At 48.2% G+C, this 25,953-nt stretch carries 27 protein-coding genes; 24 read left to right on the forward strand and 3 right to left on the reverse strand.

Annotated elements, in window-relative coordinates:
• Positions 1–68 precede the first annotated feature (68 nt).
• From OQ477_RS14190 to OQ477_RS14285, 20 genes are all read left to right on the forward strand, one after another.
• A complete protein-coding gene (locus tag OQ477_RS14190; protein WP_265972852.1) occupies positions 69–1,241 on the forward strand; it encodes an ATP phosphoribosyltransferase regulatory subunit in 1,173 nt (390 codons plus the stop codon).
• Complete coding sequence (gene hisG / locus OQ477_RS14195; RefSeq protein WP_029325809.1) at positions 1,234–1,875, forward strand: ATP phosphoribosyltransferase; 642 nt, start codon at positions 1,234–1,236, stop codon at positions 1,873–1,875. The genes OQ477_RS14190 and hisG overlap by 8 nt, the downstream gene beginning before the upstream one ends.
• Positions 1,872–3,185 carry a histidinol dehydrogenase gene (gene hisD, locus OQ477_RS14200; protein WP_265972854.1) on the forward strand — a complete coding sequence of 438 codons (1,314 nt, stop codon included), beginning with the start codon at positions 1,872–1,874 and terminating at the stop codon, positions 3,183–3,185. The genes hisG and hisD overlap by 4 nt, the downstream gene beginning before the upstream one ends.
• Positions 3,151–3,735 carry an imidazoleglycerol-phosphate dehydratase HisB gene (gene hisB / locus OQ477_RS14205; RefSeq protein ID WP_265972856.1) on the forward strand — a complete coding sequence of 195 codons (585 nt, stop codon included), beginning with the start codon at positions 3,151–3,153 and terminating at the stop codon, positions 3,733–3,735. The genes hisD and hisB overlap by 35 nt, the downstream gene beginning before the upstream one ends.
• Positions 3,736–4,374 carry an imidazole glycerol phosphate synthase subunit HisH gene (gene hisH / locus OQ477_RS14210; protein ID WP_265972858.1) on the forward strand — a complete coding sequence of 213 codons (639 nt, stop codon included), beginning with the start codon at positions 3,736–3,738 and terminating at the stop codon, positions 4,372–4,374.
• Positions 4,371–5,108: a 1-(5-phosphoribosyl)-5-[(5-phosphoribosylamino)methylideneamino]imidazole-4-carboxamide isomerase gene (gene hisA / locus OQ477_RS14215; RefSeq protein WP_265972859.1), complete on the forward strand. Its 738-nt coding sequence runs from the start codon at positions 4,371–4,373 to the stop codon at positions 5,106–5,108. Before hisH ends, hisA begins: the two co-directional genes overlap by 4 nt.
• Positions 5,105–5,863 carry an imidazole glycerol phosphate synthase subunit HisF gene (hisF, locus tag OQ477_RS14220; RefSeq protein ID WP_265972860.1) on the forward strand — a complete coding sequence of 253 codons (759 nt, stop codon included), beginning with the start codon at positions 5,105–5,107 and terminating at the stop codon, positions 5,861–5,863. Before hisA ends, hisF begins: the two co-directional genes overlap by 4 nt.
• Entirely contained in the window at positions 5,860–6,480 is a 621-nt protein-coding gene (hisIE, locus tag OQ477_RS14225; RefSeq protein WP_032876234.1) for a bifunctional phosphoribosyl-AMP cyclohydrolase/phosphoribosyl-ATP diphosphatase HisIE, read from the forward strand. The genes hisF and hisIE overlap by 4 nt, the downstream gene beginning before the upstream one ends.
• A 211-nt stretch (positions 6,481–6,691) precedes the next feature.
• Positions 6,692–8,461, forward strand: coding sequence for an ABC transporter ATP-binding protein (locus OQ477_RS14230; protein WP_265972861.1), 1,770 nt, complete (start codon positions 6,692–6,694; stop codon positions 8,459–8,461).
• 204 nt (positions 8,462–8,665) lie between these two features.
• The gene (locus OQ477_RS14235) at positions 8,666–9,343 is read left to right on the forward strand and encodes a response regulator transcription factor (RefSeq protein ID WP_265972862.1); all 678 of its coding nucleotides are present in this window, start codon (positions 8,666–8,668) and stop codon (positions 9,341–9,343) included.
• Complete coding sequence (locus OQ477_RS14240) at positions 9,340–10,401, forward strand: sensor histidine kinase (RefSeq protein ID WP_265972863.1); 1,062 nt, start codon at positions 9,340–9,342, stop codon at positions 10,399–10,401. The genes OQ477_RS14235 and OQ477_RS14240 overlap by 4 nt, the downstream gene beginning before the upstream one ends.
• A gap of 115 nt (positions 10,402–10,516) precedes the next feature.
• Entirely contained in the window at positions 10,517–11,971 is a 1,455-nt protein-coding gene (locus OQ477_RS14245) for a tetratricopeptide repeat protein (protein WP_032876240.1), read from the forward strand.
• Positions 11,972–12,367: 396 nt separating this feature from the next.
• Positions 12,368–13,780: an NlpC/P60 family protein gene (locus OQ477_RS14250; protein ID WP_007407424.1), complete on the forward strand. Its 1,413-nt coding sequence runs from the start codon at positions 12,368–12,370 to the stop codon at positions 13,778–13,780.
• Positions 13,781–13,986: 206 nt separating this feature from the next.
• Positions 13,987–14,937, forward strand: a complete 951-nt coding sequence (gene trxB / locus OQ477_RS14255; RefSeq protein ID WP_007407423.1) for a thioredoxin-disulfide reductase — start codon at positions 13,987–13,989, stop codon at positions 14,935–14,937.
• A 273-nt stretch (positions 14,938–15,210) separates the two neighbouring features.
• On the forward strand, positions 15,211–15,678 hold the full coding sequence (locus tag OQ477_RS14260) for an 8-oxo-dGTP diphosphatase (RefSeq protein WP_029325815.1): 468 nt from the start codon (positions 15,211–15,213) through the stop codon (positions 15,676–15,678).
• 25 nt (positions 15,679–15,703) lie between these two features.
• Entirely contained in the window at positions 15,704–16,591 is an 888-nt protein-coding gene (gene rapZ / locus OQ477_RS14265; protein WP_012118535.1) for an RNase adapter RapZ, read from the forward strand.
• Complete coding sequence (locus OQ477_RS14270; RefSeq protein WP_007407422.1) at positions 16,588–17,541, forward strand: gluconeogenesis factor YvcK family protein; 954 nt, start codon at positions 16,588–16,590, stop codon at positions 17,539–17,541. The genes rapZ and OQ477_RS14270 overlap by 4 nt, the downstream gene beginning before the upstream one ends.
• A gap of 26 nt (positions 17,542–17,567) precedes the next feature.
• The gene (gene whiA / locus OQ477_RS14275; protein ID WP_017418846.1) at positions 17,568–18,518 is read left to right on the forward strand and encodes a DNA-binding protein WhiA; all 951 of its coding nucleotides are present in this window, start codon (positions 17,568–17,570) and stop codon (positions 18,516–18,518) included.
• Between the two features lie 23 nt (positions 18,519–18,541).
• Positions 18,542–18,799, forward strand: coding sequence for an HPr family phosphocarrier protein (locus OQ477_RS14280; RefSeq protein ID WP_003151495.1), 258 nt, complete (start codon positions 18,542–18,544; stop codon positions 18,797–18,799).
• Between the two features lie 24 nt (positions 18,800–18,823).
• The gene (locus OQ477_RS14285) at positions 18,824–19,570 is read left to right on the forward strand and encodes an arylamine N-acetyltransferase family protein (protein ID WP_265972869.1); all 747 of its coding nucleotides are present in this window, start codon (positions 18,824–18,826) and stop codon (positions 19,568–19,570) included.
• Between the two features lie 62 nt (positions 19,571–19,632).
• Here OQ477_RS14285 and OQ477_RS14290 read toward each other — a convergent pair whose 3' ends face one another.
• Positions 19,633–20,022 (reverse strand): ribonuclease, encoded by a 390-nt coding sequence (locus OQ477_RS14290; RefSeq protein WP_223151841.1) that lies wholly within the window; start codon positions 20,020–20,022, stop codon positions 19,633–19,635.
• A 203-nt stretch (positions 20,023–20,225) separates the two neighbouring features.
• Complete coding sequence (locus OQ477_RS14295; protein WP_265972871.1) at positions 20,226–21,191, reverse strand: 2-hydroxyacid dehydrogenase; 966 nt, start codon at positions 21,189–21,191, stop codon at positions 20,226–20,228.
• Between the two features lie 400 nt (positions 21,192–21,591).
• Here OQ477_RS14295 and OQ477_RS14300 point away from each other — a divergent pair, with 400 nt between their 5' ends.
• Both OQ477_RS14300 and OQ477_RS14305 read left to right on the forward strand, forming a co-directional pair.
• Entirely contained in the window at positions 21,592–22,173 is a 582-nt protein-coding gene (locus OQ477_RS14300) for a beta-class carbonic anhydrase (protein WP_003151503.1), read from the forward strand.
• A 2-nt stretch (positions 22,174–22,175) separates the two neighbouring features.
• Positions 22,176–23,765, forward strand: coding sequence for a SulP family inorganic anion transporter (locus OQ477_RS14305; protein ID WP_029325817.1), 1,590 nt, complete (start codon positions 22,176–22,178; stop codon positions 23,763–23,765).
• 44 nt (positions 23,766–23,809) lie between these two features.
• Here the strand turns inward: OQ477_RS14305 and OQ477_RS14310 are convergent, their stop codons facing one another.
• Positions 23,810–24,130, reverse strand: coding sequence for a MazG nucleotide pyrophosphohydrolase domain-containing protein (locus tag OQ477_RS14310; protein WP_014418960.1), 321 nt, complete (start codon positions 24,128–24,130; stop codon positions 23,810–23,812).
• Positions 24,131–24,245: 115 nt separating this feature from the next.
• Between OQ477_RS14310 and OQ477_RS14315 the strand changes: the two genes are divergently transcribed.
• On the forward strand, positions 24,246–24,821 hold the full coding sequence (locus OQ477_RS14315) for a TIGR00730 family Rossman fold protein (protein ID WP_014418959.1): 576 nt from the start codon (positions 24,246–24,248) through the stop codon (positions 24,819–24,821).
• A 169-nt stretch (positions 24,822–24,990) separates the two neighbouring features.
• Positions 24,991–25,941 (forward strand): LacI family DNA-binding transcriptional regulator, encoded by a 951-nt coding sequence (locus tag OQ477_RS14320; RefSeq protein WP_014418958.1) that lies wholly within the window; start codon positions 24,991–24,993, stop codon positions 25,939–25,941.
• Positions 25,942–25,953 lie beyond the last annotated feature (12 nt).

A 25,953-nucleotide genomic window follows, 5' to 3' on the forward strand; every position in this document is an offset into this window, starting at 1 on the left:
TATTATCATATTAGCGAACTAAAGGATTCGGAATTTTCCTTCAGACAAAGCGGAGGTGTAAAAGGCAAATGTTTATGTTTGAGAAACCGCATGGCATGAGAGATACGCTGCCCGGTTTATACGAAGCAAAGAAGAAAGTCCGTTCCACACTGACGGATTTAATTGATAAATGGGGTTATCAGTTTATGGAGACGCCGACCCTTGAATTTTATGAAACAGTAGGCGTCCAGTCAGCCATTGAAGAACAGCAGCTGTTTAAGCTTCTCGATCAGGACGGAAAAACGCTTGTGCTTCGGCCTGACATGACCGGACCGATTGCCCGGGTGGCGGCGTCTAAGCTGCACAAAAATAATCATCCGCTCAGAGCGGGATACGCGGCAAGCGTCTTCCGCGCTCAAGAACGGGAAGGCGGACGTCCGGCCGAATTCGAACAGGTCGGCGCGGAGCTGATCGGCGACGGATCAACAAGCGCGGACGCCGAGGTGATTGCACTCGCGGCCGGCGCGTTGAAAAACGCGGGATTGCACCAATTTAAAATCGCGATCGGCCATGCCGGACTCGCAGATGAGCTGTTTGTCGAGGTGCTGGGCAATGCCGAGCGGGCGGATGTTCTGCGGCGCTTTCTCTTTGAAAAGAATTATGTGGGGTACAGAGAACATGTCAAATCGCTTCCGCTCTCTTCAATAGACAAAAGCCGGCTGCTCGCACTTCTGGAATTGCGAGGCGGGAAAGAGATCTGCGCCAAGGCGGAGGAGATCATCGGCATCTCCGGACAAAGCTTGATTCAGGAGCTGGAAGACCTGTGGGACATTCTTGAGGATTACGGTTGTGCCGAGCATATTCGCCTTGATCTGAATATGGTCAGCCATATGAGTTATTACACGGGAATTTTATTCGAAGTGTATGCGGCCAATGTCGGTTTTGTCATCGGAAGCGGCGGACGCTATAACAATCTTCTCGGCCATTTCGGCAGTCCCGCTCCCGCCACGGGTTTCGGGCTCCGTATCGACAGGCTGATTGAAGCGCTCGGCATCCAGGAAGAAACTAGTGAAGCGGACGCTGTGATTTTCAGCAAGGAGCAGCGGGCGCAGGCCATTTTATTCGCGGAGAAAGAAAGGGCGAGAGGCAGAAAAGTCGTCCTGCAGGATCTGGCGGGCATTGAAAATATCGATCATATGACAAAATCATTCGCAAACGTCACATACTTTATCGGTGCCAGAAAGGAAGAGCAGAATGGGTAAGGTACTCACAATGGCAATGCCAAAAGGACGGATATTCGAAGAAGCGGCCGGGTTGCTGAGGCAGGCCGGATACAGGCTCCCCGAGGAGTTTGAAGAATCGAGAAAGCTGATCATTGACGTTCCTGAAGAAAATCTCCGCTTTATTCTGGCAAAGCCGATGGATGTGACGACTTATGTCGAGCATGGCGTCGCTGATGCCGGTATTGCCGGAAAGGATGTCATGCTTGAGGAAGAGCGTGACGTGTATGAGGTGCTCGATCTGAAAATCAGCAAATGCCATCTCGCCGTTGCGGGGCTTCCCGGAGCGGATTGGAACGGAGTCGCCCCGAGGATCGCGACGAAATATCCGAATGTTGCGTCAAGTTATTTCAGAGAGCAGGGCGAGCAGGTGGAAATCATTAAGCTGAACGGTTCGATTGAATTGGCGCCTTTAATCGGGCTTGCTGACAGAATCGTAGATATCGTATCAACCGGGCGGACATTAAAGGAAAACGGTCTCGTTGAATCAGAACATATTTGTGACATCACATCGCGTTTTATCGTCAATCCGGTCAGCTACCGCATGAAGGATGATGTAATCGACGAAATGGCGGCCAGGCTGGCCAAGGTTGTGGAAGGAGAAACGGCACAATGAAAATAACCGCAGTAAATAGAAGCGAGCGGTTCTCACTGAAGCGTTCCATCGACAGCGGAACCGAAGAGCAGCGGAAAATCGTCAGGGGGATTATTGAAGACGTCAGACAAAACGGTGACAAAGCCGTTTTGGCCTATACAAAAACATTTGACGGCATCAGCCTGAACCAAATGGCCGTGAGCGCAGAGGAAATCACCGAGGCATACCGTCTGCTTGATGATCAGCTGCTGGAAGTGATCAGACAGGCGATTGCCAATATTAAAGAATATCACGAACGCCAGCTGCAATCCTCGTGGTTTTACCATCGCAAAGACGGCTCGATGCTCGGGCAGAAAATAACGGCGCTCGATTCCGCGGGCGTATATGTGCCGGGCGGGACAGCCGCTTATCCGTCTTCCGTTTTAATGAATGTCATCCCCGCTCTCGCTGCGGGAGTGGAACGGATCGTTCTCATCAGTCCTCCGGGAAAAGACGGCCGCCTTTCACCGGGCGTTCTGGCGGCGGCATCTGAGCTCGGCATAAAGGAAATTTACAAAGCGGGAGGCGCGCAGGCGATTGCCGCGCTCGCTTACGGAACTGAAACGATACAGCCTGTTGATAAGATTACGGGCCCCGGCAATATATTTGTAGCACTCGCAAAGCGTGAAGTCTTCGGTGTTGTGGATATTGACATGATTGCCGGACCCAGTGAAATCGTGGTTCTGGCGGACGATACGGCGGTGCCCGACGAAGTCGCCGCTGACCTGCTTTCACAGGCCGAACACGATACGCTCAGCTCAAGCGTGCTTGTCACCGACTCACGGAAGCTTGCCGAAGCGGTATCAGATGAGGTGAATAAACAGCTTCAGACGCTGCCGCGCAAAGAAATCGCCGAAGCGTCGATCAAGGATCACGGCCGCATTTATATCGCGGAATCGATGGAAGATGCGGTGAACACGGTGAATGCGCTGGCGCCCGAGCATTTAGAAATCATGACGCATTCGCCGGAGGCTTTGCTTGGAAGCATCCGACACGCGGGGGCGATTTTCTTAGGACGATACAGCGCTGAACCGGTCGGCGATTATTTTGCCGGACCGAATCACGTTTTGCCGACAAACGGAACGGCGCGGTTTTCAAGCCCGTTGAATGTAACAGATTTTCAAAAGAAATCGAGCATCATCTCATACAGCCGGAAGGCTTTTGAAACACACGCGGACAGCATTTCCGCCTTCGCGAGACTGGAAGGGCTTGAAGCGCACGCAAGATCGATTGAAGCGAGAAACGGAGGAATGACCGATGAGAAAAGCGGAACGCGCCAGAACAACAAATGAGACGGATATTAAGCTGGCGTTCGAAATAGACGGAGAAGGAAAAGCCGACATCAGCACGGATGTGCCGTTTATGACTCACATGCTTGATTTGTTCACAAAGCACGGGCAATTCGATTTAACTGTTGACGCAAAAGGCGATACGGAGATAGATGATCACCATACGACTGAAGATATCGGCATCTGTTTAGGGCAGGCTTTTTTGGAGGCGCTCGGTGATAAAAAAGGGATCAAACGGTACGGATCAGCGCTTGTGCCGATGGACGAAGCGCTCGCCCAAGTCGCCGTAGATCTGAGCAACCGGCCGCACCTTGAGATGCGCGCTGCATTTCCGCAAGCGAAAGTCGGAACGTTTGATACAGAGCTGATACATGAATTCCTATGGAAACTGGCGCTGGAAGCGAGAATGAATCTGCACGTCATCGTTCATTACGGCACGAATACCCATCATATGATAGAAGCCGTGTTTAAGGCGCTTGGCAGAGCGCTTGATGAAGCGTCATCCATTGATCCGCGCGTCAAGGGTGTGCCGTCTACGAAAGGAATGCTGTAAATGATCGGTGTAATTGATTACGGTATGGGAAATTTATTCAGCGTATCGAAGGCGCTGGAACGCGTCGGCGTCCCGTATGTCGTATCAGACCGGCCGGAAGAGCTTGAAAAAGCGGATGCTTTTATTCTTCCCGGTGTCGGATCATTCAGTGACGCCATGGACAATTTACGCAGCACAAAGCTTGATCAATTCATACACCGTATGGTTGACGAGGGTAAGCTGCTCCTCGGCATCTGCCTCGGCATGCAGCTCATTTTCGAGGAAAGCACCGAAAACGGCTCTGCAAAAGGACTTGGTTTATTAGCCGGAAAAGCTGTGAGACTCAAAGACAGAGATGCCGAAGGAAACAAGCTGAAGGTGCCGCATATGGGCTGGAACCGGCTGACGTTTCACAAAACGTCTCCTTTGCTTTCGGAAGCGGAAGAAGGCTTCGTTTACTTTGTCCATTCCTATTATATAGACGGGATGGAAGACGGCGATCTTCTGGCAAGCGCTGAGTACGGCGTTCGTGTTCCGGCCGTCGTCGGGAAACGCAATGTCTTCGGTGCACAGTTTCACCCGGAAAAAAGCGGTACGGCCGGAATGGCGATCTTAAGGCAATTTACAAAAATGGCAGCGGAACAGAAGGTGAAGAAATGAACGCTTTTACATTATATCCGGCAATCGATATGAGAAACGGCAAATGCGTCCGCCTTATCCAAGGCGATTACGGCAAGGAAACGATATACGGTGACTCTCCTTTAGACATGGCGGCGCAATTTGCACAAGAAGGCGCCGAGTGGATTCATCTCGTGGATCTTGACGGCGCGAAAGCAGGCAGGAAAGTAAACGACAGGCATGTTCTTGACATTGCGCGGCAGCTTGATATCAAAGTCGAGATCGGCGGCGGGATCCGTTCTGAAGCGGATGTGTACGGTTATTTATCACAAGGTGTTGATCGTGTCATTCTCGGCAGCTCAGCCGTATCCGATCCGGCATTTGTGAAGAGCATGCTGAAACAATACGGCGGCAAAATCGCGATCGGCCTTGATGCAAGAAACGGATATGTCTCGACGGAAGGCTGGCTGGAAACATCCTCGGTAAGGGCGGCCGATCTGGGCCGTGAATTGGCGGCCGAAGGAGCGGAAACCTTCATTTTCACGGATATTGCAACTGACGGCATGCTGTCAGGACCGAACATCGAAAGCACCGTTCAGCTCGCAAAAGCAACGGGAAAAACCGTCATCGCTTCAGGCGGAGTCAGCTCAGTCGCCGATCTCAAAGCACTGGCCCGCTTCAAAGACGCCGGCGTATCGGGAGCGATTATCGGAAAAGCGCTGTATACAAAACAATTTTCATTGGCTGAAGCGCTCAGCGGGGTGAAGGACGCATGATCACGAAACGAATCATTCCGTGTCTCGATGTGAAAGAAGGACGCGTCGTCAAGGGCATTCAATTTCTCGGGCTGAAAGATGCGGGCGATCCTGTCGAGCTGGCCGAAGCCTACGACAGGGAGGGCGCTGACGAACTTGTTTTTCTCGACATTTCCGCCTCTCACGAAGGCCGCAAGACGATGACAGACGTCGTAGAACAGGTTGCGGCAAAACTGGCGATTCCGTTTACGGTCGGCGGCGGAATCAATCAATTAAGCGATATGAAACGAATGCTTCGCGCCGGCGCTGATAAAGTATCCGTTAATACAGCGGCCATTCTCCGCCCCGAGCTGATTACGGAAGGAGCGGATTTTTTCGGCTCACAATGCATCGTCGCGGCGATTGACGCAAAGTATGACGAAGATTCGGATTGCTATAAAGTGTACACACACGGCGGCAGACAGAAAACCGAGTGGGAAGTCACGGCCTGGGCAAAAGAAGCCGTCAGCCGGGGAGCGGGTGAAATCCTGCTGACAAGCATGGACGCAGACGGTGAGAAAACAGGCTTTAATCATACGCTTACACAGCTTGTCACACGTGCCGTCCCGGTGCCCGTCATTGCGTCAGGGGGAGCCGGCAGCGCGCGCCATATGCTTGAAGCCTTCACGATCGGTGAAGCGGACGCCGCGCTTGCAGCTTCCATTTTCCATTACAAAGAGACATCTATAAAAGAAGTGAAAGATTATATGAAGAAACACGGGGTGAATGTGAGATGAAACGGGCAGATGAACTGCGGTTTGACGAGGCCGGACTGATTCCCGCCATCGTACAGGATGCGGCAAGCAAAGAAGTGCTGACACTGGCTTATATGAATCGTGAATCCTACGAAAAAACGATAGAAACGAAAGAAACCTGGTTTTACAGCCGTTCACGCGGGGAGCTGTGGCATAAAGGAGCGACGTCGGGGAATACCCAAAAGGTGAAAGCCATCCGTTATGACTGCGATCAAGATGCCCTCATCGTGCTTGCGGAGCCCTCAGGACCCGCATGCCATAAGGGAAGTTACAGCTGCTTTTCTCCGGAAAAAGCGGACGCGCAGGATCGTTTCGGCATCTTAAACGAACTGGAAAGCGTAATCGCCAAACGGCAGGCGGAGATGCCTGACGGAGCCTACACAACGTATCTGTTTCGGGAAGGCGTCGATAAAATCCTCAAAAAAGTCGGCGAGGAAGCCGCAGAGGTTATTATCGCCGCGAAAAACCGCGACCATGAAGAATTAAAATGGGAAGCGGCGGATTTGCTGTATCATTTGCTCGTTCTTCTGCGTGAGCAGTCGCTTCCTTTGGACGACGTGCTTGACGTCCTTGCGAAACGCCATTCAGCATCTGAGTAAAACAAACCTCACGGAGAGATCCGTGAGGTTTTTAATCTGTCAAACTTAAACATTCAATTAAATATTTCTTATTTCCGCAACCGGAGGCAGATGAATTTGATAATATTGACTAATAGAGTTTATTTTGGTTTTTATCAAAAATATACGTTTTGTTCATATTCCGTTCATGCACATCCGTTATAGTATAAACAGTGATATAGGAGGAAAACATATGCCGAATAAACAACCAAAACCTAAAGGGAAATTCAGCTCATTCTTTTCATTAGTCAAAAAAACAAAACCATCATACGGTATGCTGGCCTTCGCGCTGTCTCTCAGTATTGTGACAACGCTCGTCAGCCTGCTGATTCCGCTGTTGACAAAGCAGCTCGTTGACGGCTTTTCCATGTCGTCGCTGTCAGGCATGCAAATCGGAATCATCGCAGCCGTGTTTATCGTACAGGCCGCATTAAGCGCCTACGCCACCTACGCCCTGAACTACAGCGGCCAGAAAATCATCTCGGGACTGCGTGATTTGTTGTGGCAGAAATTAATTAAACTGCCCGTCTCTTATTTTGACAAAAACGCCACAGGAGAAACGATCAGCCGTGTCACCAATGACACAATGGTGGTAAAAGAGCTGATCACAAACAATATCAGCGGATTTATTACCGGAATCATTTCCGTTATCGGGTCACTGACGATCTTATTTTTCATGAACTGGAAGCTCACATTGCTCGTGCTGATCGTCGTGCCGCTGGCTGCGGTGATTTTAGTGCCGATCGGCCGGAAAATGTTTAAAATTTCTCGGGAAACACAGGATGAAACGGCGAAATTCACCGGATTATTAAACCACATCCTCCCGGAAATCAGGCTTGTAAAAGCGTCAAACGCTGAAGAAGCGGAATACGGACGCGGAAAAGCAGGCATCATGGCGCTCTTTAAACTCGGGCTGCGTGAAGCGAAGGTGCAGTCGCTCGTAGGCCCGCTTATTACACTTGTATTAATGGCGGCGCTGGTCGCTGTCATCGGGTACGGCGGGATGCAGGTGTCATCCGGTGAATTGACAGCCGGCGCACTCGTTGCCTTTATCCTGTATTTGTTTCAGATCATTATGCCGATGGGCCAGATCACTTCATTTTTCACACAGCTTCAAAAATCCATCGGCGCAACGGAACGGATGATTCATATTCTTGCAGAAAAAGAAGAAGATATCCAAACCGGAAAAGCCATTGAAAACGCGGATCAGCCGATTAAGCTTGAACAAGTCTCATTCGGCTACAAAACAGATCAAACCATCTTAAAAGACATTACGGCAACGATTGAGGCCGGCAAAGTCACCGCGATTGTCGGACCGAGCGGCGGCGGGAAAACAACGTTATTTAAGCTGCTTGAACGATTCTACAATCCGACGGCCGGCAGCATCCTGCTCGGAAACGAACCGATTGATGCGTATTCCCTGGAGTCATGGAGGGAGCATATCGGCTACGTGTCGCAAGAAAGCCCGTTAATGTCAGGCACCATCCGCGACAATATCTGCTACGGATTAAAACGCGAAGTGACCGATGAGGAACTGAGGCAAGCGGCCGACATGGCCTACGCTCTGCAATTTATTGAAGACTTACCGAAGAAATTTGAAACCGAGGTCGGTGAGCGGGGAATTATGCTGTCAGGCGGACAGCGCCAGCGCATCGCCATTGCCAGAGCGCTCCTTCGCAACCCGAGCATTCTGATGCTTGATGAAGCGACATCAAGTCTGGACAGCCAATCTGAAAAATGGGTGCAGCAGGCGCTCGAAGTCTTAATGAAAGGGCGCACCACGATTGTGATTGCCCACCGTTTATCCACGGTTGTGGATGCAGATCAGCTTCTCTTTGTCGAACAGGGTGAAATCACCGGACGGGGCACACACCATGAATTAATGGCATCCCATTCGCTGTACCGCGATTTTGCGGAGCAGCAGCTGAAGCTGAATGCCGACTTAGAAAACAAAGCTGTGTAAAGCAAGACTTTATGAATAAAAAGCAGCTGAAAAAGCTGCTTTTTATTTTGCAGCCGGAATCCTGTTCATACGGGTGTACGGTCGGTAACGATGAAGAGCCAAGCCATAAGCGTGTATGCCGGTACAGGAGACAATGAAAAAATAAGACGGCTTATAAACATCATGTCGATTCATGAAAAGAAAAAATCAGAAGGAGGGATTTTCATGGCTGTCATATTGGTTGCGGATGATGACCGCCATATCCGTGAGCTTGTCCGCCTTATGATGGAGCAGAGCGGTTTTGACGTCGCAGAAGCGGGAGACGGGGAAGCGGCGGTGCGGCTGATCGAATCAGCACCTGTAGATCTCATCATACTGGATGTGATGATGCCGAAAATGGACGGGTTTGAAGTCAGTGAAGCCGTCCGCAGCTTTACGGACATTCCGATTTTGATGCTGACGGCAAAAGGCGAAACGCTGGACAAAGTGCAAGGTTTTACTTCCGGAGCGGATGATTATCTCGTTAAACCGTTTGAGCCGCTTGAGCTGGAAGCAAGGGTCAAAGCATTGCTGAAACGGTACCGGATCACCGCAGAAAAACTGCTGACCATCGGAAATGTCACATTAGATAAGCAATCCCGCACCGTAACGCGCGGCGGCGGAGCGGGATTGACACTGCCCCGGCGTGAATTTGAGCTTTTATTTAAGCTCGCCGGTTATCCGAATAAGACGTTTTCAAGAGAACAATTAATAGAAGATATTTGGGGCTTTGATTATGAAGGTGACGAGCGGACGGTTGATGTGCATATTAAAAGGCTGAGAGAACGGTTTCCGGAAAAAGACTATCCGTTTGCCATCTATACGGTGCGGGGGCTCGGGTATCGGTTTGTGGTGACAGAATGAAACGGATCTTCAGAACGGCTGGAAAAATCATCATCCTTCTCACCGTCACCGCATTCTTATGGCTGGCGGCTCACCTGATCGTTCAGGGATTCGGTCTCATATGGCCGATTTTACTTGTGCCGTACGCCGAGCAGATTCTGACGCTTTGGCTTGTTTTCGGCCTGCTGTTTGTAACGATGTTTATTTTTTCAAAGTCAGCACGTGAAAGACATCATGCGATCTGGGATTCGCTCACCGCCACGATCAAGCAAATGTCGAGCGGCAACTTCACAGCGGCCGCTTCCCGGAAAATGGAGAAGATTGAGCGGAACCACCCCGTGACGAAATTAGCTGATGAACTGTCGACACTCGCCGCGGAACTGAGTGAAATGGAAAAACTGAAACAAGAATTTATTTCGAACGTTTCCCATGAAATCCAAACCCCGCTCACTTCATTAAAGGGCTACGCGCATCTCCTGAAAAAACCGGATTTATCATATGAGGAGCGGGGGCGCTACTTACACATCATCGAGACAGAAACAGAACGATTATCAAAAATCAGTGAAAATCTGCTGAAGCTCACTGCGCTCGAACGCCAAACCGAACCCATACAAAAAAAACCGTTCCGCATTGACAAACAGCTGCGGCGCACCATATTGACCTGTGAGCCTGAGTGGTCCGCCAAACAGATTGAGTTTCTCATTGATTTACAGGAGTCGTATGTGTACGGAGATGAATCACTGCTCAGCCAAGTATGGATGAATCTGATTCACAATGCCGTAAAATTTACCGGTGAAGGCGGCCGCATTTCCGTTAAAATTGCAGATCTGCCGGGAGCGGCGGCTGTCGAAATCGCCGACGACGGAATCGGAATGGAGCCTGAACAGGCGGAGCGTGTATTTGAACGGTTTTATAAAGCGGATAAGGCGAGAAACGCAGGGGGAAGCGGGCTCGGCCTGTCCATCGCCCAAAAAATCGCAGAGCTGCACGGCGGTTCGATAGAGGTTGAGAGCAAGCGCGGCGAAGGAACCCTTTTCCGTGTCATTCTTCCAGCCGAGCCTCGTGAAAAAAACAGCTAAAATCTGGTCGAACCAGCCAGTAAAAAACGAAGCCGATCCTGTCTTTTGAACTATTGAGGTGAAACCGTTTTATGGTATACTACTGACGGTAATACGTATAAAACGGAGGATATTTGTGGGAAAACACACTTCTGAACAGAAAAAGCACGCGCAAATTGTCCAGCTGCTTCAGGATGGACAATATTTTTTTCATAAAGGCTTAAAAGCATATAAAGAGCGGAATTTAAAGCGGGCCAGCAAACTGATTCAGCGGGCTGTCCACCTCGAGCCGAATGATTCCGAAATGCTGTCCCGGCTGGCCGTCATTTATTCTGAAATGGGCCACTACCAGCAGTCAAATGAGCTGTTCGACTTTATTTTGGTGAACCTGAAAGAAGAAATGCCCGAGTGTCATTACTTTAAAGCGAATAATTTCGCGCATTTGGGACTCTTTCAGGAAGCATACAAAGAAGCGGCGGCTTATTCAGATGCCGATCCGGACGGGGAATTCAGCGAAGAGATTGAAAATCTGATGGAGCTTTTGGATTTCGGTGAAGCTGGTGAAGACGAGTCGCTCTATGACCAGGATGAGCTGCTGATCAGGCAGGACCGGGCAAAAACGCTTCTTGAGAGCGGCCAGCTTCATGAAGCGGTTGTCATGCTTGAAGAGATTACGGCCGATTACCCCGAGCTTTGGTCTGCATACAACAACCTGGCGCTCGCCTACTTTTACTCAGGCAATGTCACAAAAGCGAAACAGACGGTATTCGAAGTGCTTGAGAAAAATGAAGGCAATCTCCATGCCCTGTGCAACCTCCTTGTATTCTGCTATTACGAGAGAGAAGATGAAAAAGTCGGAGAATTGAGCGGAAAACTCGCCAATGTGTATCCGATTTTATTCGAACAGCGCTATAAGCTGGGAGCGACGCTAGCGCTTGTCGGCAGACATGATCTCGGTTATAAATGGCTCCGTTCTCTTTACAAAAGCGGGTTCGAAGGCGACGACACGTTTTATTACTGGCTTGCCGCCTCAGCCTACGGGACAGGCCGCACAGAATTTGCGGAAACCATTTGGAAAAAGGCCGAAGCCGAATTTCCCGAATCAGACCGGCCCGCGCCTTGGGCGGAGCGGCAGGAACCGCTGCCTGCTTCACTTGAACAGCGGCTTGCCGCCTATTATATCAGCAGCGCTGAAGGAGAGCGGGACCAGCTTGAAAAAGTTCTGACGGCAAAACGCGCCGTTTCACCGTTTGAACAAGATTTCGTCAGACTGCTGCTTTCCGGTGAAAAAGGCGCTTCTGGCGTCTCCGGTGATGCGGTGTTCACGTATCGGACGGTCAAGCTTCTGGAGAAAGCGGAAGCCGACAGTTTAAAAACTGACGTCATGAGCTGCTGGGTTTTTCACGTCATTCAGCACATCCGCGCCGCCGCTGCCGTACAGAATGAGCGGGCATGGGCAGCAGCCATCGCATATGTATGGAAAGAAGCAAACGGCGAAAAAACGACGAAAAAAGAAACGGCAGCCGTTTACGGTATAACGCCGGCAACCCTTTCGAAATACATCAGACAAATAGACGATATATTAGAATAAAACCGATTCTTTCTATATAAAGAGTCGGTTCTTTTTTTATCAGAAAGGGACAAAACAGAACTTTACCGCCGAAAAAAGAGGTATTCATACGTATTTTTTTGCTTTTTGAATCGAAATCGGGCTGTAATCACCGTTTATTTTGCAAAATATGAGATTTGCAATCACATTGAAATATAACTGTAATAAAAATTGTCGAAACATGATGGTATAATGAGTCTCGTACATAAGAGATTAGTTTATTTTACATGTGCTGTATAATCTATACCAATTTAAAAGATTTAAAGATTCATACATAAAAATCATCAGCCTCACGGGTATGTGAGGGAGCGTAACTTTGATGTTCATAATAGAATTCCAAATGAGAACAGGTTTAAAGTAAAAGGGAGGAAAGAAAAAGTGAAAAAGAGTTTATTAACACTTGGTTTGGCTTCCGTCATCGGGACAAGCAGTTTTTTGATCCCGTTTACAAAAACTGCATCGGCGGAAACATTAGACAGCAAAAAAGCGAAAATTGAAAGCAAGCAATCTGAGGTGGCTTCAAGCCTTGAAGCAAAAGAAAGAGAATTGTCTAAGCTTCAGGACAAGCAGGCTAAGATTGAAAAAGAACTGAAAGACATTAACGCTAAAGCGTTGGATACAAGCAATAAAATCGAAGATAAAAAAGCTGAAAACGAAAAAACGAAAAAGCAGATCGCTGATTTGAAAAAAGAAATCAAAGAAACAGAAGCGCGTATTGAAAAACGCAATGAAATCCTGAAAAAACGCGTTCGTTCTTTACAGGAAAACGGCGGTTCTCAAGGATACATAGATGTTCTTTTAGGGGCGACAAGCTTCGGAGACTTCATTTCCCGTGCGACTGCGGTATCTTCTATCGTTGATGCGGATAAAGAGCTGATCAAACAGCAGGAGCAGGATAAAGCGAAACTCGAAGACGCAGAAGCTGAACTTAACGTGAAGCTGAAAAAAGTTCAAGATGATCTTGCAAAACTCGAGTCTATGCAAAAAGACCTGAACAAACAGCTTGATCAGAAAGACAAGCTTTTCGACGAAGCGAAAAACGGACAGAAAAAAGCGGCTTCCGCTATCTCTGATCTGAAAAAAGAAGCATCAAAGCTTGCAAACGAAAAAGCTGACACTGAAAAAGAACAGAAGCGCATTAAAGCTGAGCAGGCTGCAGCGGCTGCCCTGATCAAAAAACAGGAAGAAGCGCAAAAAGCTTCTGAAGACCAAAACCAAAAAGATGACAGCCAGCCGGCACCGGCGGTTAAAACTGTGAAAAAAGCGGCTGTTTCAACATCATCTGATTCATCTGACAGCTCAAGCAAACCGAAGAGCACTTCAGGCGGATCATCTCATAACAGCGGCGGTTCAGATGATTCTGACGGCGGATCTGTTATTTCAAATTCAGGCGGTATTGAAGGCGCGATCAGCGTAGGTTCAAGCCTTGTGGGTCAATCCCCGTACAAATTCGGCGGCGGACGCACTCAATCTGATATTAACAACCGTATTTTTGACTGCTCTTCATTCGTACGCTGGGCTTATGCTAACGCAGGCGTTAACCTCGGACCTGCAAGCGGCACAAACACAGATACATTAATCGGAAGAGGTAAAGCAGTAAGCGCGTCTGACATGAAACGCGGAGACTTAGTATTCTTCAACACGTATAAAACAAACGGCCACGTCGGCATCTACCTAGGTAACGGAACGTTCCTGAACGATAATACATCACACGGTGTATCCATTGATTCTATGAGCAACCCTTACTGGAAGAAAGCATTCAACGGCAATGTAAGACGTGTCGTGCAATAATGAATAAGACAAGGGCCTTCTATCCCGGAAGGCTCTTTCTTTATTTGTATACCCGCTCAGGAGCCGCCTAATCATGGTTTCTCAGAAAAATGAGCAAAAAAATAGCGAATTGCCTTCAGATTTAATAGGATATGGGTAAGGAATACGATTGATGGGGATTCTTAGTCATATAGGGTGCGCCCCATTTCGAAAAGGAGTGAATCATGGTGTCAGAAGAAAAAATTTATGATGTGATCATTATCGGCGCGGGTCCGGCGGGGATGACCGCTGCTGTTTACACATCACGAGCGAACTTATCCACATTAATGATCGAAAGAGGAATTCCGGGCGGCCAGATGGCCAACACGGAGGATGTTGAAAACTATCCGGGTTTTGAAAGCATTCTCGGCCCTGAACTTTCTAATAAAATGTTTGAACATGCGAAAAAATTCGGTGCGGAATATGCGTACGGCGATATTAAAGAAATCGTTGACGGCAAAGAATATAAAACGGTCAAAGCCGGTTCAAAAGAATATAAAGCGCGCGCCATCGTCATTTCTGCCGGAGCGGAATACAAAAAGATCGGCGTTCCCGGCGAAAAAGAACTGGGCGGCCGCGGCGTATCGTACTGCGCGGTTTGTGACGGCGCGTTCTTTAAAAATAAAGAGCTTGTCGTTGTCGGCGGCGGAGACTCCGCCGTTGAAGAAGGCGTCTATCTGACACGCTTCGCTTCAAAAGTCACCATCGTTCACAGACGTGACAAATTGCGTGCGCAAAGCATTCTTCAGGCGCGTGCCTTTGACAATGAGAAAATTGACTTCAAATGGAACAAAACCGTAAAAGAAATCCATGAGGAAAACGGAAAAGTCGGCAGACTTACTCTTGTGGACACCGTGACGGGAGAAGAAGAAGAATTCAAAGCTGACGGCGTCTTTATTTATATCGGTATGCTTCCGCTTTCTAAACCGTTCGAGAACTTGGGCATCACAAATGAAGAAGGCTACATTGAAACAAACGCTCAAATGGAGACAAAAGTTCCAGGCATTTTCGCCGCGGGAGACATCCGTGAAAAAACGCTCCGCCAAATCGTAACGGCGACAGGCGACGGAAGTATTGCGGCTCAAAGCGTTCAGCATTATGTGGAAGAGCTTGAGGAAACGCTCAAAACCGTTAAATAATCACTGTAATGTTCAGTTTTTGAATCGTTACTGTGTTTTAATTACGCTGTAACACGGGTGAAATACTGATGTTTTAAGATGAATGTAGTAATTGACCCCCTTTTTAATGAATACACTTTGGCACGGATTCCAGTATCCGTGCCCTTTTTTTGCGATTTTCTGTTTTCTGTCAAATAAAAGAAAAGGATGTCGGTGTCTCTGCATTGTGAGAGACATGCCGAAACGGTATAATGAAGAGACGATGATTTGTTGAGAAGGTTAGGTGACGTACTTGTGCAAAGAGTGACAAATTGTGTGCTGCAGACAGATGATCAGGTTCTTCTTCTCCAAAAGCCGAGACGGGGCTGGTGGGTCGCGCCCGGCGGGAAGATGGAAAGCGGCGAGTCCGTCAGAGATTCCGTCATCAGAGAGTACAGAGAAGAGACGGGCATTTATATACTAAATCCGCAGTTAAAAGGCGTGTTTACCTTTATTATTAAGGAACAGGAACAAATCGTGTCAGAGTGGATGATGTTTACTTTCGTCGCCGATTCCTACACGGGGCGGAATGTCGCTGAATCAGAGGAAGGCGTTCTGAAGTGGCATGACGTAAAAGATATCCACAGCCTTCCGATGGCCCCCGGAGACGGGCATATCCTTGATTTTATGATCAAGGGCCAAGGGCTTTTGCACGGCACCTTTACGTATACGCCGGACTTCGAGCTGCTCAGCTATCGTTTAGATCCGCAGTTTATTAAATAAAAGAAAGACCGCAGGAGGGAGAAAGATGAGTATGAATGAAAACCATGATATTCAGCTCGTCATCATTACGGGAATGTCTGGAGCGGGGAAAACCGTCGCCATTCAAAGCTTTGAGGATCTCGGCTATTTTTGCGTCGACAATCTGCCGCCTTCCTTGCTGCCGAAATTTTTGGAGCTGATGAAAGAATCAAGTTCAAAAATGAGCAAGGTCGCGCTTGTCATGGATCTGCGGGGACGCGAATTTTTTGACAGGCTGATTGAGGCGCTGGATGAAATGGCGGAAAATCCGTGGATTACACCGCGCATTCTCTTTTTAGACGCTAAGGATTCCATCCTTGTGACGAGATACAAAGAAACGAGGCGTTCTCACCCGCTGGCCGCTACCGGGCTTCCTCTCGAAGGAATCGCGCTGGAACGCCAGCTGCTTGAAGAATTGAAAGGGCGCTCTCAGCTGATCTATGACACATCGGATATGAAACCGCGTGATCTGCGTGAAAAAATCGTGGCGCATTTCGCCACGAACCAAGGTGAAACATTTACAGTGAACGTAATGTCATTCGGGTTCAAATACGGGCTTCCGATAGATGCCGACCTCGTGTTTGATGTAAGGTTTCTGCCGAATCCGTTCTACATTGAGAGCATGAGGCCGCTTACGGGGAAGGATGAGGAAGTGTCATCCTATGTGATGAAGTGGAACGAAACACAAAAGTTTATTGAAAAGCTTGTTGATCTGCTCGGCTTTATGCTTCCGTCTTATAAGCGGGAAGGTAAAAGCCAGCTTGTCATCGCGATCGGCTGTACGGGCGGCCAGCACCGCTCCGTCACGCTCGCTGAGTATTTGGCTGACTATTTTAAAAAAGATTTCTATACTCATGTCACTCACCGGGACATTGAAAAGAGAAGCCGAAAATGAATAAGAAGCCGAAAATCGCAATCTTCGGCGGCGGAACGGGTCTGTCCGTGCTGCTTCGGGGGTTAAAGCATAAGCCCGTTGATATTACGGCGATTGTGACAGTTGCTGATGACGGCGGAAGTTCAGGCCGTCTGCGGGATGAACTTCAAATTCCGCCGCCGGGTGACATTCGTAACGTACTGGCCGCTTTGTCAGATGTTGAGCCTCTCGTTGAAAATCTGTTTCAGCACCGTTTCAACAAAGGAAGCGACTTAACCGGACATTCGCTCGGCAATTTGATTTTGGCAGCGATGACAAATATAACCGGTGATTTCTTTCACGCTGTCACCGAAATGAGCAAGGTGCTGAATGTCCGCGGCAGAGTGCTGCCGGCTGCCAACACCAGTGTCGTTCTTCACGCTGAAATGGAGGACGGGCAGGTCGTCTCCGGAGAATCGACAATCCCTTCTTACGGACAGCGGATTAAACGGGTGTTTCTTACGCCTGAAAAAATTGATCCGCTCCCGGAAACGATTGACGTCATCCGTCAGGCCGATTTAATCATTATCGGTCCGGGAAGCCTGTACACAAGCATTCTTCCGAATCTGCTCGTACCGAAAATCGGAGAGGAAGTCGTCAAGGCTGCGGCCAAAAAAGTATATATATGCAACGTTATGACACAGCCCGGAGAGACGCTGCAATACAGTGCGGCCGACCATGTCAAGGCGCTGAACGATCATATGGAGCAGCCGTTTATCGACACGATCTTAATCAACAATGAGGAGATCCCTGACGAAATCAAAAGCAAATATGCGAAAGAGCTGGCCCGGCCCGTCGACTTCAATGTTGAAAAGCTGAAATCCATGGGGCTTGAGGTCATCAGGGATCAGATTATCACGTATAAAAATGGCGTAATCCGTCACGATACACATAAAGTGGCTTCTCTTCTTGTCGACTTATTAAGGGACTAGAGGCCTTTTGAAATGAGGTGGCTAATATGTCATTTGCATCGGAAACAAAAAAAGAACTGACGAATCTGGAAGTGAAGGACTGCTGCGCCAAGGCGGAGCTGTCCGCGCTGATTCGGATGAACGGTTCCCTGTCATTTTCAAACCGCCATCTCGTGCTTGACGTTCAAACCGAAAATGCGGCGATTGCCCGCCGCATTTATACATTGCTGAAGAAACAATATGATGTATCGGTCGAACTGTTAGTCAGAAAAAAAATGCGGCTGAAAAAAAACAATGTTTATATTGTGCGCTTTTCTGAAAATGCAAAGCTGATTTTAGAGGAATTGAAAATCCTCGGAGAGAACTTTATATTTGAACGGAATATTTCTGAGGAACTGGTGGCGAAACGGTGCTGCAAACGTTCTTATATGAGAGGGGCGTTTTTGGCGGGGGGATCTGTGAATAATCCCGAAACATCGTCGTACCACTTGGAAATCTTCTCGCTTTATAAGGAACATAACGATTCATTATGCGCGCTGCTGAATGAATTTCATCTGAACAGCAAAACGCTTGAACGGAAAAAAGGCTATATTACGTATTTAAAAGAGGCGGAAAAAATCACTGAATTTCTGAATGTCATCGGCGCTCACAATTCACTGCTGCGTTTTGAAGATGTGCGGATTGTCAGAGATATGAGAAACTCAGTGAACCGCCTCGTCAATTGTGAAACAGCAAACTTAAACAAAACCATCGGGGCTTCGCTCAGACAGGTGGAAAATATTAAATACATTGATGAACGGATCGGTCTTGAAGCGCTGCCGGAAAAGCTTCGCGAAATTGCGCAGCTGCGGATTGATTATCAGGAGGTCACGCTGAAAGAACTGGGGGAAATGGTTGCAAGCGGGAAAATCAGCAAATCCGGCATCAATCACAGGCTGAGAAAGCTCGATGAAATCGCAGAACAGCTGCGTACAGGACAAAGCATCACTTTGAAATAACCGTACAGAAAAGGGGAGATCTTATGGTTCAGGGGAAAGTGGAAGTGCGTTTAAAGACGGGATTGCAGGCGCGCCCCGCTGCATTGTTTGTACAGGAGGCAAATCGTTTTGCATCAGATGTGTTTCTTGAGAAAAACGGCAAGAAAGTGAATGCCAAAAGCATTATGGGATTAATGAGCCTGGCGGTCAGCACGGGGACGGAAGTCACTCTGATCGCTGAAGGCGATGATGAAAAGGAAGCGCTGGAAAAGTTGTCCGCTTATGTGCAGGAAGAAGTGTAAACACTTTGTAAGGGGGACGGAACGATGAATGAGTTTCTGAAAGATTGTTATCAAACGATAGGCTGGGAAAAGGATTCCCTCGATTTCAGCAACCTGCCGGAGTTTTTAAAGGCGCTCGCGTATCGGTTTCCGTTTGAAAATCGCGCGGTTTTGTCCAAAAAAGAATATGACGTCACGAAAGAAGGACTGTGGCGGCACATGGTGAAGGAACCTCATGGCGGCCTTTGCTATGACTTGAACGGACTGCTTTATTTCATCCTGAAAGATGCCGGATTGGATGTCAAATTGATCCGCGGAACGGTCTGGAAAAACGGCTGGGCGCTGCCCGGCACACATGCGGCCGTACTTCTTTCCGCCGGGGAGAATGAGTACATCGCTGATGCAGGCTTCGGCCTCAATCTCGCCATGCAGCCTGTGCCGATGTCGGGAGACGAGACGGTATCAGCGGCCGGAGCGTTCCGCGTGAAGATAGAAGAGACGGAATTCGGAACATACCTGCTTGAAATGAACAAAGGGGACGGCTGGCAGACAGGTTACGCATTTTCGCTTGAAGAAATCGATGAAAAGGACCTCAAGTCTATGAAACAAACAATCTTTGAACATGAACGCTCTCCTTTCAACAAACGCCTGCTTGCTTCTAAGCGGACACCGGAAGGGCACATGGTTCTGTCTGAACGCAATATAACAATAAAAAAACACGATGGCACGGCGGAAAACAGCAGAATAGACCGGTCAGAGTTTGAAGAAAAATTTACTGCTCATTTTATATGAAGCTCGCAGGTTCTCTGCAAAAAAAAAACGGCCTCCGCAGGGAAGCCGTTTTTTGTATGTGTTTATCTCATTTTTGTAAAGGTTTGATAATGATCTGTCGTCTTATAAATCAGCCAGTCGCTTGAGTAAAGAATCCGGTCTGAATTTCTGAAGCCTGATGTATAGTTAATATCCGCTTCACGCCACGTCCGTCCGCTTTTGGCAGGGAGTTTGCCTTCCCTGTTTGAGAAGATGTCTCCGCCGATGCTTTTCCCCGGAGCGACGTCTGCAAGATTCCCCTTTGATGCAACCCAGCCGAGGGCCTGCGCTTCTGACTTTGTAATGTAATTATCAGGAAGCTTATGATAGGTCTGAAGATAATCCGCAACCCCGTCAAACGTGTTGATAACCTGTGCTTCAGTGTGCGCCTTGTGAGAAGATGTATCCGTCTTGGCAGCCGTGGAAAACAGCATCCCCGCCGCGGAGAACAGCACCAGCAAACAAACGGAAATCCACGATAATCGTTTTTTCAAAGCAATACCTCCCATTTTTATCATGTGAAGCTGATTCCTTTTCATTGTATCAGCATCGAGAGAAAGGAATAGAAAGAATTTAAAAATAGTACTTTTGATCTAGTGAAAAATAAACCCCGGCTGAACGGCCGGGATTTTTCATCTCATTGAAATTCCTTCGTGAGGTTTTTCGGCGTTTTTCCGTATACGGCGTCAATCATGTTTTGTGCGGCTTGCTTGAACATATTCAAGCGGATTTTTGCCGTTGCTGACCCGATATGCGGAAGCAATGTGACGTTTTCCAGCTGCAGGAGCGGATTGTCTTCGGCGATCGGCTCTTTTTCAAACACATCTAAACCGGCGCCTTTTATCCAGCCCTCCTGCAATGCGCGGATGAGCGCTTTCTCATCAACCGTCTTTCCCCGGGAAATATTGACGAAATATGCCGTATCTTTCATCAATTTAAATTCCCGCTCTCCCATCATATGATACGTTTCGTCAGTAAGCGGCGTAATTAAAAGCACAAAGTCTGATGTTTTCAGCAGTGTATCTAAGTCGGCATATGTAACCCCGAGTTCCCTCTCAGCATCCGGTTTTCTGCTGCGGTTATAATACAGCACGTCCATATCGAAGCCGAATTTTGCCCGTTTGGCAGCTTGTTCACCGATTCTGCCCATGCCGATAATTCCTAATGTCTGATGGTGGACATCCATACCGAAAAGAGATTCTTCCTCAACGGTTCCCCATTTGCCGGCGCGGACGAATCGATCCAATTCGGCAACCCGTCTGGCGGAAGACAGGATTAATGAAAAAGCCAGATCAGCGACAGTGTCATCTAAGGTGTACGGCGTATGCGTGCCGACAACCCCGCGTCTTTTCATTTCTTCAATATTAAAATTATCATAGCCGACTGAATTATTGCTGACGACTTTCAGCTTCGGCGCGTGATCCAGTAAATCACTGTCAACCGCCGTTCCGGATGTCAGCAGCCCTTCAGCATCTTTCATTTTTTCGTACAGTTCCTCTTTTGGAATGGTATCTTCTTTCCAGATGTCATATCGGCAATGCTCGCCTATCATTTGTTCGACTTCCGGCGGTATCGGTTTCGCGATGAATACATAGGGTTTCAACGGGCTTCTCCTCCTTTGTCTTTCTTCTCTATTTTATTATATAAGAGAAGCGGTAACGTGAGAAATATTCAAACGCATTACGATAAATTTCTGGTTCTTTTGAACTTAAAATGAAAGAAAAAGAAATGTACATGCTTGATTTCTCCAAACAATAACAGAATCCGCCTATATTTCTGAAGGCAAAATGAGCGGAACCGCTGTTTTCAAAAGCTTTATAGGTTGGTGTAAAGATAAATTTTATTATTTTTGAAAGATATAAATGAACATAATCTGAATTTACAGTCAAATTATCGTGTCTTTTTTTGAAAGCGCTTTTGAGGCCTTTTTCTGTGCTATAATTCCTTACTGTAAGCTGGGTAAGAAGGCTTGCAATACAATCGGATGGGAGATGAATAGAAAAATGGTTTCTTTATCAAGCATTTTGGAGCACAACCAGCAGTTTGTCCAAGAAAGGAAATATGAACCTTACCAAACGACAAAATTCCCGAAAAAAAAGCTTGTCATCGTATCCTGTATGGATACAAGGCTGACGGAGCTTCTGCCGCAGGCGATGGGACTCAGAAACGGCGATGCCAAAATCATAAAAAACGCGGGAGCCATTGTTTCTCACCCATTTGGAAGTGTCATGCGGAGCATTTTGGTTGCCGTTTATGAACTGCAGGCAGAGGAAGTCTGCATCATAGGTCACCGCGAGTGCGGAATGTCGGGATTGAATGCGGCTTCCATATTAAATAAAGCAAAAGAGCGCGGCGTGGAGGACAAATGTCTCAGCCTTCTGCAGCATGCGGGAGTCGATTTGGAAACATGGCTGACCGGTTTTCACAGCGTCGAAGAAAGCGTGGCCCACAGCGTGAATATGGTCAGGCATCATCCGCTCTTGCCTGAAGAGGTGCCGGTGCACGGGCTGGTGATCGATCCGGGGACGGGGACGCTGGATGTTGTCGTTGACGGTTATGAAACAGTCAAAGGAGGATGCAGCTGACGATGCAATTTACCGGCAGATATCAGGGATACAATTTGCAGAAATTTCAGAAAGACCTAATCGCGGGAATTGTGGTCGGAATTGTAGCGATTCCATTGGGAATGGCCTTTGCCATCGCCTCGGGGGTCGGTCCGGAATACGGGCTTTACACCGTTATTGTGGCCGGAATTCTGATTTCGCTGTTGGGCGGCTCTAAATATCAGATCGGCGGGCCTACGGGGGCATTTGTTCCCATTTTATTTGCCATTGTGATGCAGTATGGTTTTGAGAATTTACTTGTAGCCGGTTTTATGGCAGGCGTCATGCTCGTCCTGTTTGGCGTATTTAAGCTCGGAAAGATTATGAAATTCGTGCCGAAGCCGGTGATCGTCGGATTTACGGCCGGAATTGCGGTGCTGATTTTCTCGGAGCAGATTGCCCATTTTCTCGGTCTGCGCGATATCCAAAAGCATGAAAGCTTTATCCTCAACATTGCGGAAATCGGCAAGAAGCTCGGAACCTTTAATTTGTACAGCATCCTCATCGCGGGAATTGCTTTGGCCATTTTGCTGTTATCAGCCAGGCTGATGCCGAAGATTCCGGGCGCGCTTGTGGCGCTGCTTGTCTCTACAGCCGCGGCGGTCGTGTTTTTTCCTGACAAAATGGCGACAATCGGTTCTGCTTACGGGGAAATCCCGCGGCAGCTTCCGGCTTTCCAGCTTCCGGATTTCTCAATTGATAACATGATCATGATGTTTCCGTCGGCTCTGATCATTGCGCTTCTCGGCGGACTTGAGTCCATATTATCGGCGATGGTAGCGGACAATATGAAAGGATCACGGCATGACAGCAATAGGGAGCTTGTCGGGCAGGGCATCGCCAATATGGCAGCGCCGCTTTTCGGCGGCATACCGGCAACGGGAGCGATTGCGCGGACCGCCACAAATATTAAAAACGGCGCAGTTTCTCCGATTTCCGGTGTTGTCCACGGAGTCACCGTCCTCCTCGTACTGCTCGTCTTCGCCCCGCTTGCCGTTCATGTACCGCTTGCAAGCATGGCACCGGTATTGATGGTGGTGGCTTGGAACATGAGTGAGCGGAGGGAAGTCGCCAATATGATGCGGCTGAAAAACACTGATTCATTCGTACTGGCGGCAACCTTTTTACTGACGGTTCTGTTTGATTTAATCATCGGCGTTTCTGCCGGTCTCGTGCTCGCTTTTGTTTTCTTTATCAGAAAAATGAGCGAATCAACAAGCATCAAAACACCGCATGCCGCTGTCAAATCGGTTAAAAATGATTCATCCGTCAGCACATATTCCATTGAAGGGCCGCTGTTTTTCGGTTCAATTGATTCACTGGAATCATCGCTGCTGGAGAGGCTTCAGGAAAAGCCGAAGACGCTTATTCTGCTGATGAATAATGTACATTACATGGATACCTCCGCAGAAGCGGTGCTGGGGAACGTGATGAACCGGATCAAACGGCATAACGGGAGATTGATGATCGTCGGATTGCAATCACAGCCGAGAGAGCTGATCCGGAAGACGGGGCTGTTTCATAAAATCGGGAAACAGCATTTCTTTGAGCATCAGGACGAGATAACGGGATAAATTCAGATACGGCCTGTCCATGAAAAAGCGGACAGGCCGTGTTTTTATTCGGTTTCAAAGCGCTTGATCAGTTTTTCCTGATGGGCTTTCATCGCATCTTCTAACGTGATTCCGTACTTATCGGCAAGGATGGCCAGATTTCCGAGGACGTCACCCATTTCTTCAATCAGCTCTTGCCTGCGTTCAGCCTGGGTCGCGTCCTTTTCATCCGGCCGGTCTCTGCCGATTTCATATGCTCTTACCGCCCGGGCGAGCTCACCCGCCTCTTCCATTAAAAAGCCGATTCTGATAAATGGCCCGTACGCCGTCCATCCTCGTTTTTCATAAAAATCTTTCGTCCATCGTTCTGCTTCAGCCATCTGCATGTGAAACACTCCTTATGTCCTGTATGATTCTTATTGATATTATCATATAGAGATGGGACAATATATAGTGTATTTTGATTTATTGATGTACATATATAGATACGGAGATGAAAAAATGAAAACCATTTGTGTATTTGCGGGGTCAAACCCGGGGGTAAATGAAGAGTACAAACGCAAAGCGGCCGAACTGGGTGAATATATGGCAGAGCAGGGAATTGGCCTTGTTTACGGCGGTTCACGGGTCGGTCTGATGGGAACCGTCGCCGATGCGTTAATGGCAGGCGGCGGAAAAGCTGTCGGCGTCATGCCGAGCGGGCTGTTCAGCGGAGAGGTTGTTCATCAGAATCTGACGGAGCTGATTGAAGTCAGCGGCATGCATGAGCGGAAAGCGAAAATGAGTGAACTTGCCGACGGGTACATTGCCATGCCCGGCGGCTTCGGAACATATGAAGAGTTATTTGAAGTGCTGTGCTGGGCGCAAATCGGCATTCATCAAAAACCGATCGGACTGTACAATGTGAACGGGTATTTTGAGCCGATGATGAAGATGGTCAAGTACAGCATTCAGGAAGGATTTTCGAATGAGTCTCATTTGAAGCTGATACACAGCTCCTCCCGCCCGGATGAGCTGATTGAGCAGATGAACAATTACTCGTACCCGATCCTTCAGAAAAAATGGACGGAAATATAAAAAAGAGCCATCTGGCATGTGTGTGAGTGCCGGGCGGACTTCATTAAAATCGAGTGTATTTGACAATGTGAGATTTCCTTAGGGAAATCTTTTTTTTATGTCCAGATTACCATCGTAGTATAATTTAACTAATTCGGATTGGCTATCTAAAAGCGGAAGGAGACGGAAAATGGCGACGTTGTCAGATGTGGCTAAGAGAGCGAATGTTTCGAAAATGACGGTGTCACGTGTGATTAATCACCCTGATACGGTAACAGATGAACTGAAAAAGCTCGTTCATTCCGCAATGAAAGAGCTGAATTACATCCCTAATTATGCGGCAAGAGCGCTTGTGCAAAACAGAACACAGGTTGTCAAATTGCTGATTCTTGAGGAAATGGATACGACCGAACCCTATTACATGAACTTGCTGACCGGAATCAGCCGGGAGCTGGATCGCCATCATTATGCTTTGCAGCTTGTGACAAGAAATTCACTCAATATCGGGCAATGCGACGGCATTATTGCCACCGGCTTGAGAAAGGCCGATTTTGAATTTGTCATCAAAGCTTTTGAAAAGCCGTTAGTCGTATTTGGAGAAAATGAAATGGGCTATGATTTCGTCGATGTGAATAACGAAAAAGGGACTTTTATGGCAACCCGCCATGTCATGGGGCTGGGGGAGCGTGAGGTTGTCTTTTTCGGCATTGATTTGGATGAGCCATTCGAACGCTCAAGAGAACAGGGGTATATTCGGGCGATGAAAGAGAGCTGCAGAGAAACGAAGCTGTTTCGGATCGCTAACAGTTCAAAAAAAAGCGAAAGCCTGGCAAGAGAAGTTTTGAAAACGCTCGGCCGGCAAGCCGCGTTTGTCTGCGCCACCGACCGAATCGCGCTCGGGGTCATTCGTGCGGTGCAGTCACTCGGAAAACGAATTCCCGAAGATGTGGCCGTTACTGGAAATGACGGTGTTTTTCTTGACCGCATTTCCTCCCCGCGGCTGACTACGGTCAGACAGCCGGTTGTGGAAATGGGAGAGGCCTGTGCGAAAATGCTGCTGAAAAAAATGAATGAAGGCGGCGCAGCTCAAGGTCATTTGTTTTTTGAACCGGAGTTAATTGTGCGGGAATCAACTTTGTGAAAGCTTGATTCT

It is taken from the genome of Bacillus sp. ChL18, assembly GCF_026241425.1.
Taxonomy (GTDB): Bacteria; Bacillota; Bacilli; order Bacillales; family Bacillaceae; genus Bacillus; species Bacillus velezensis.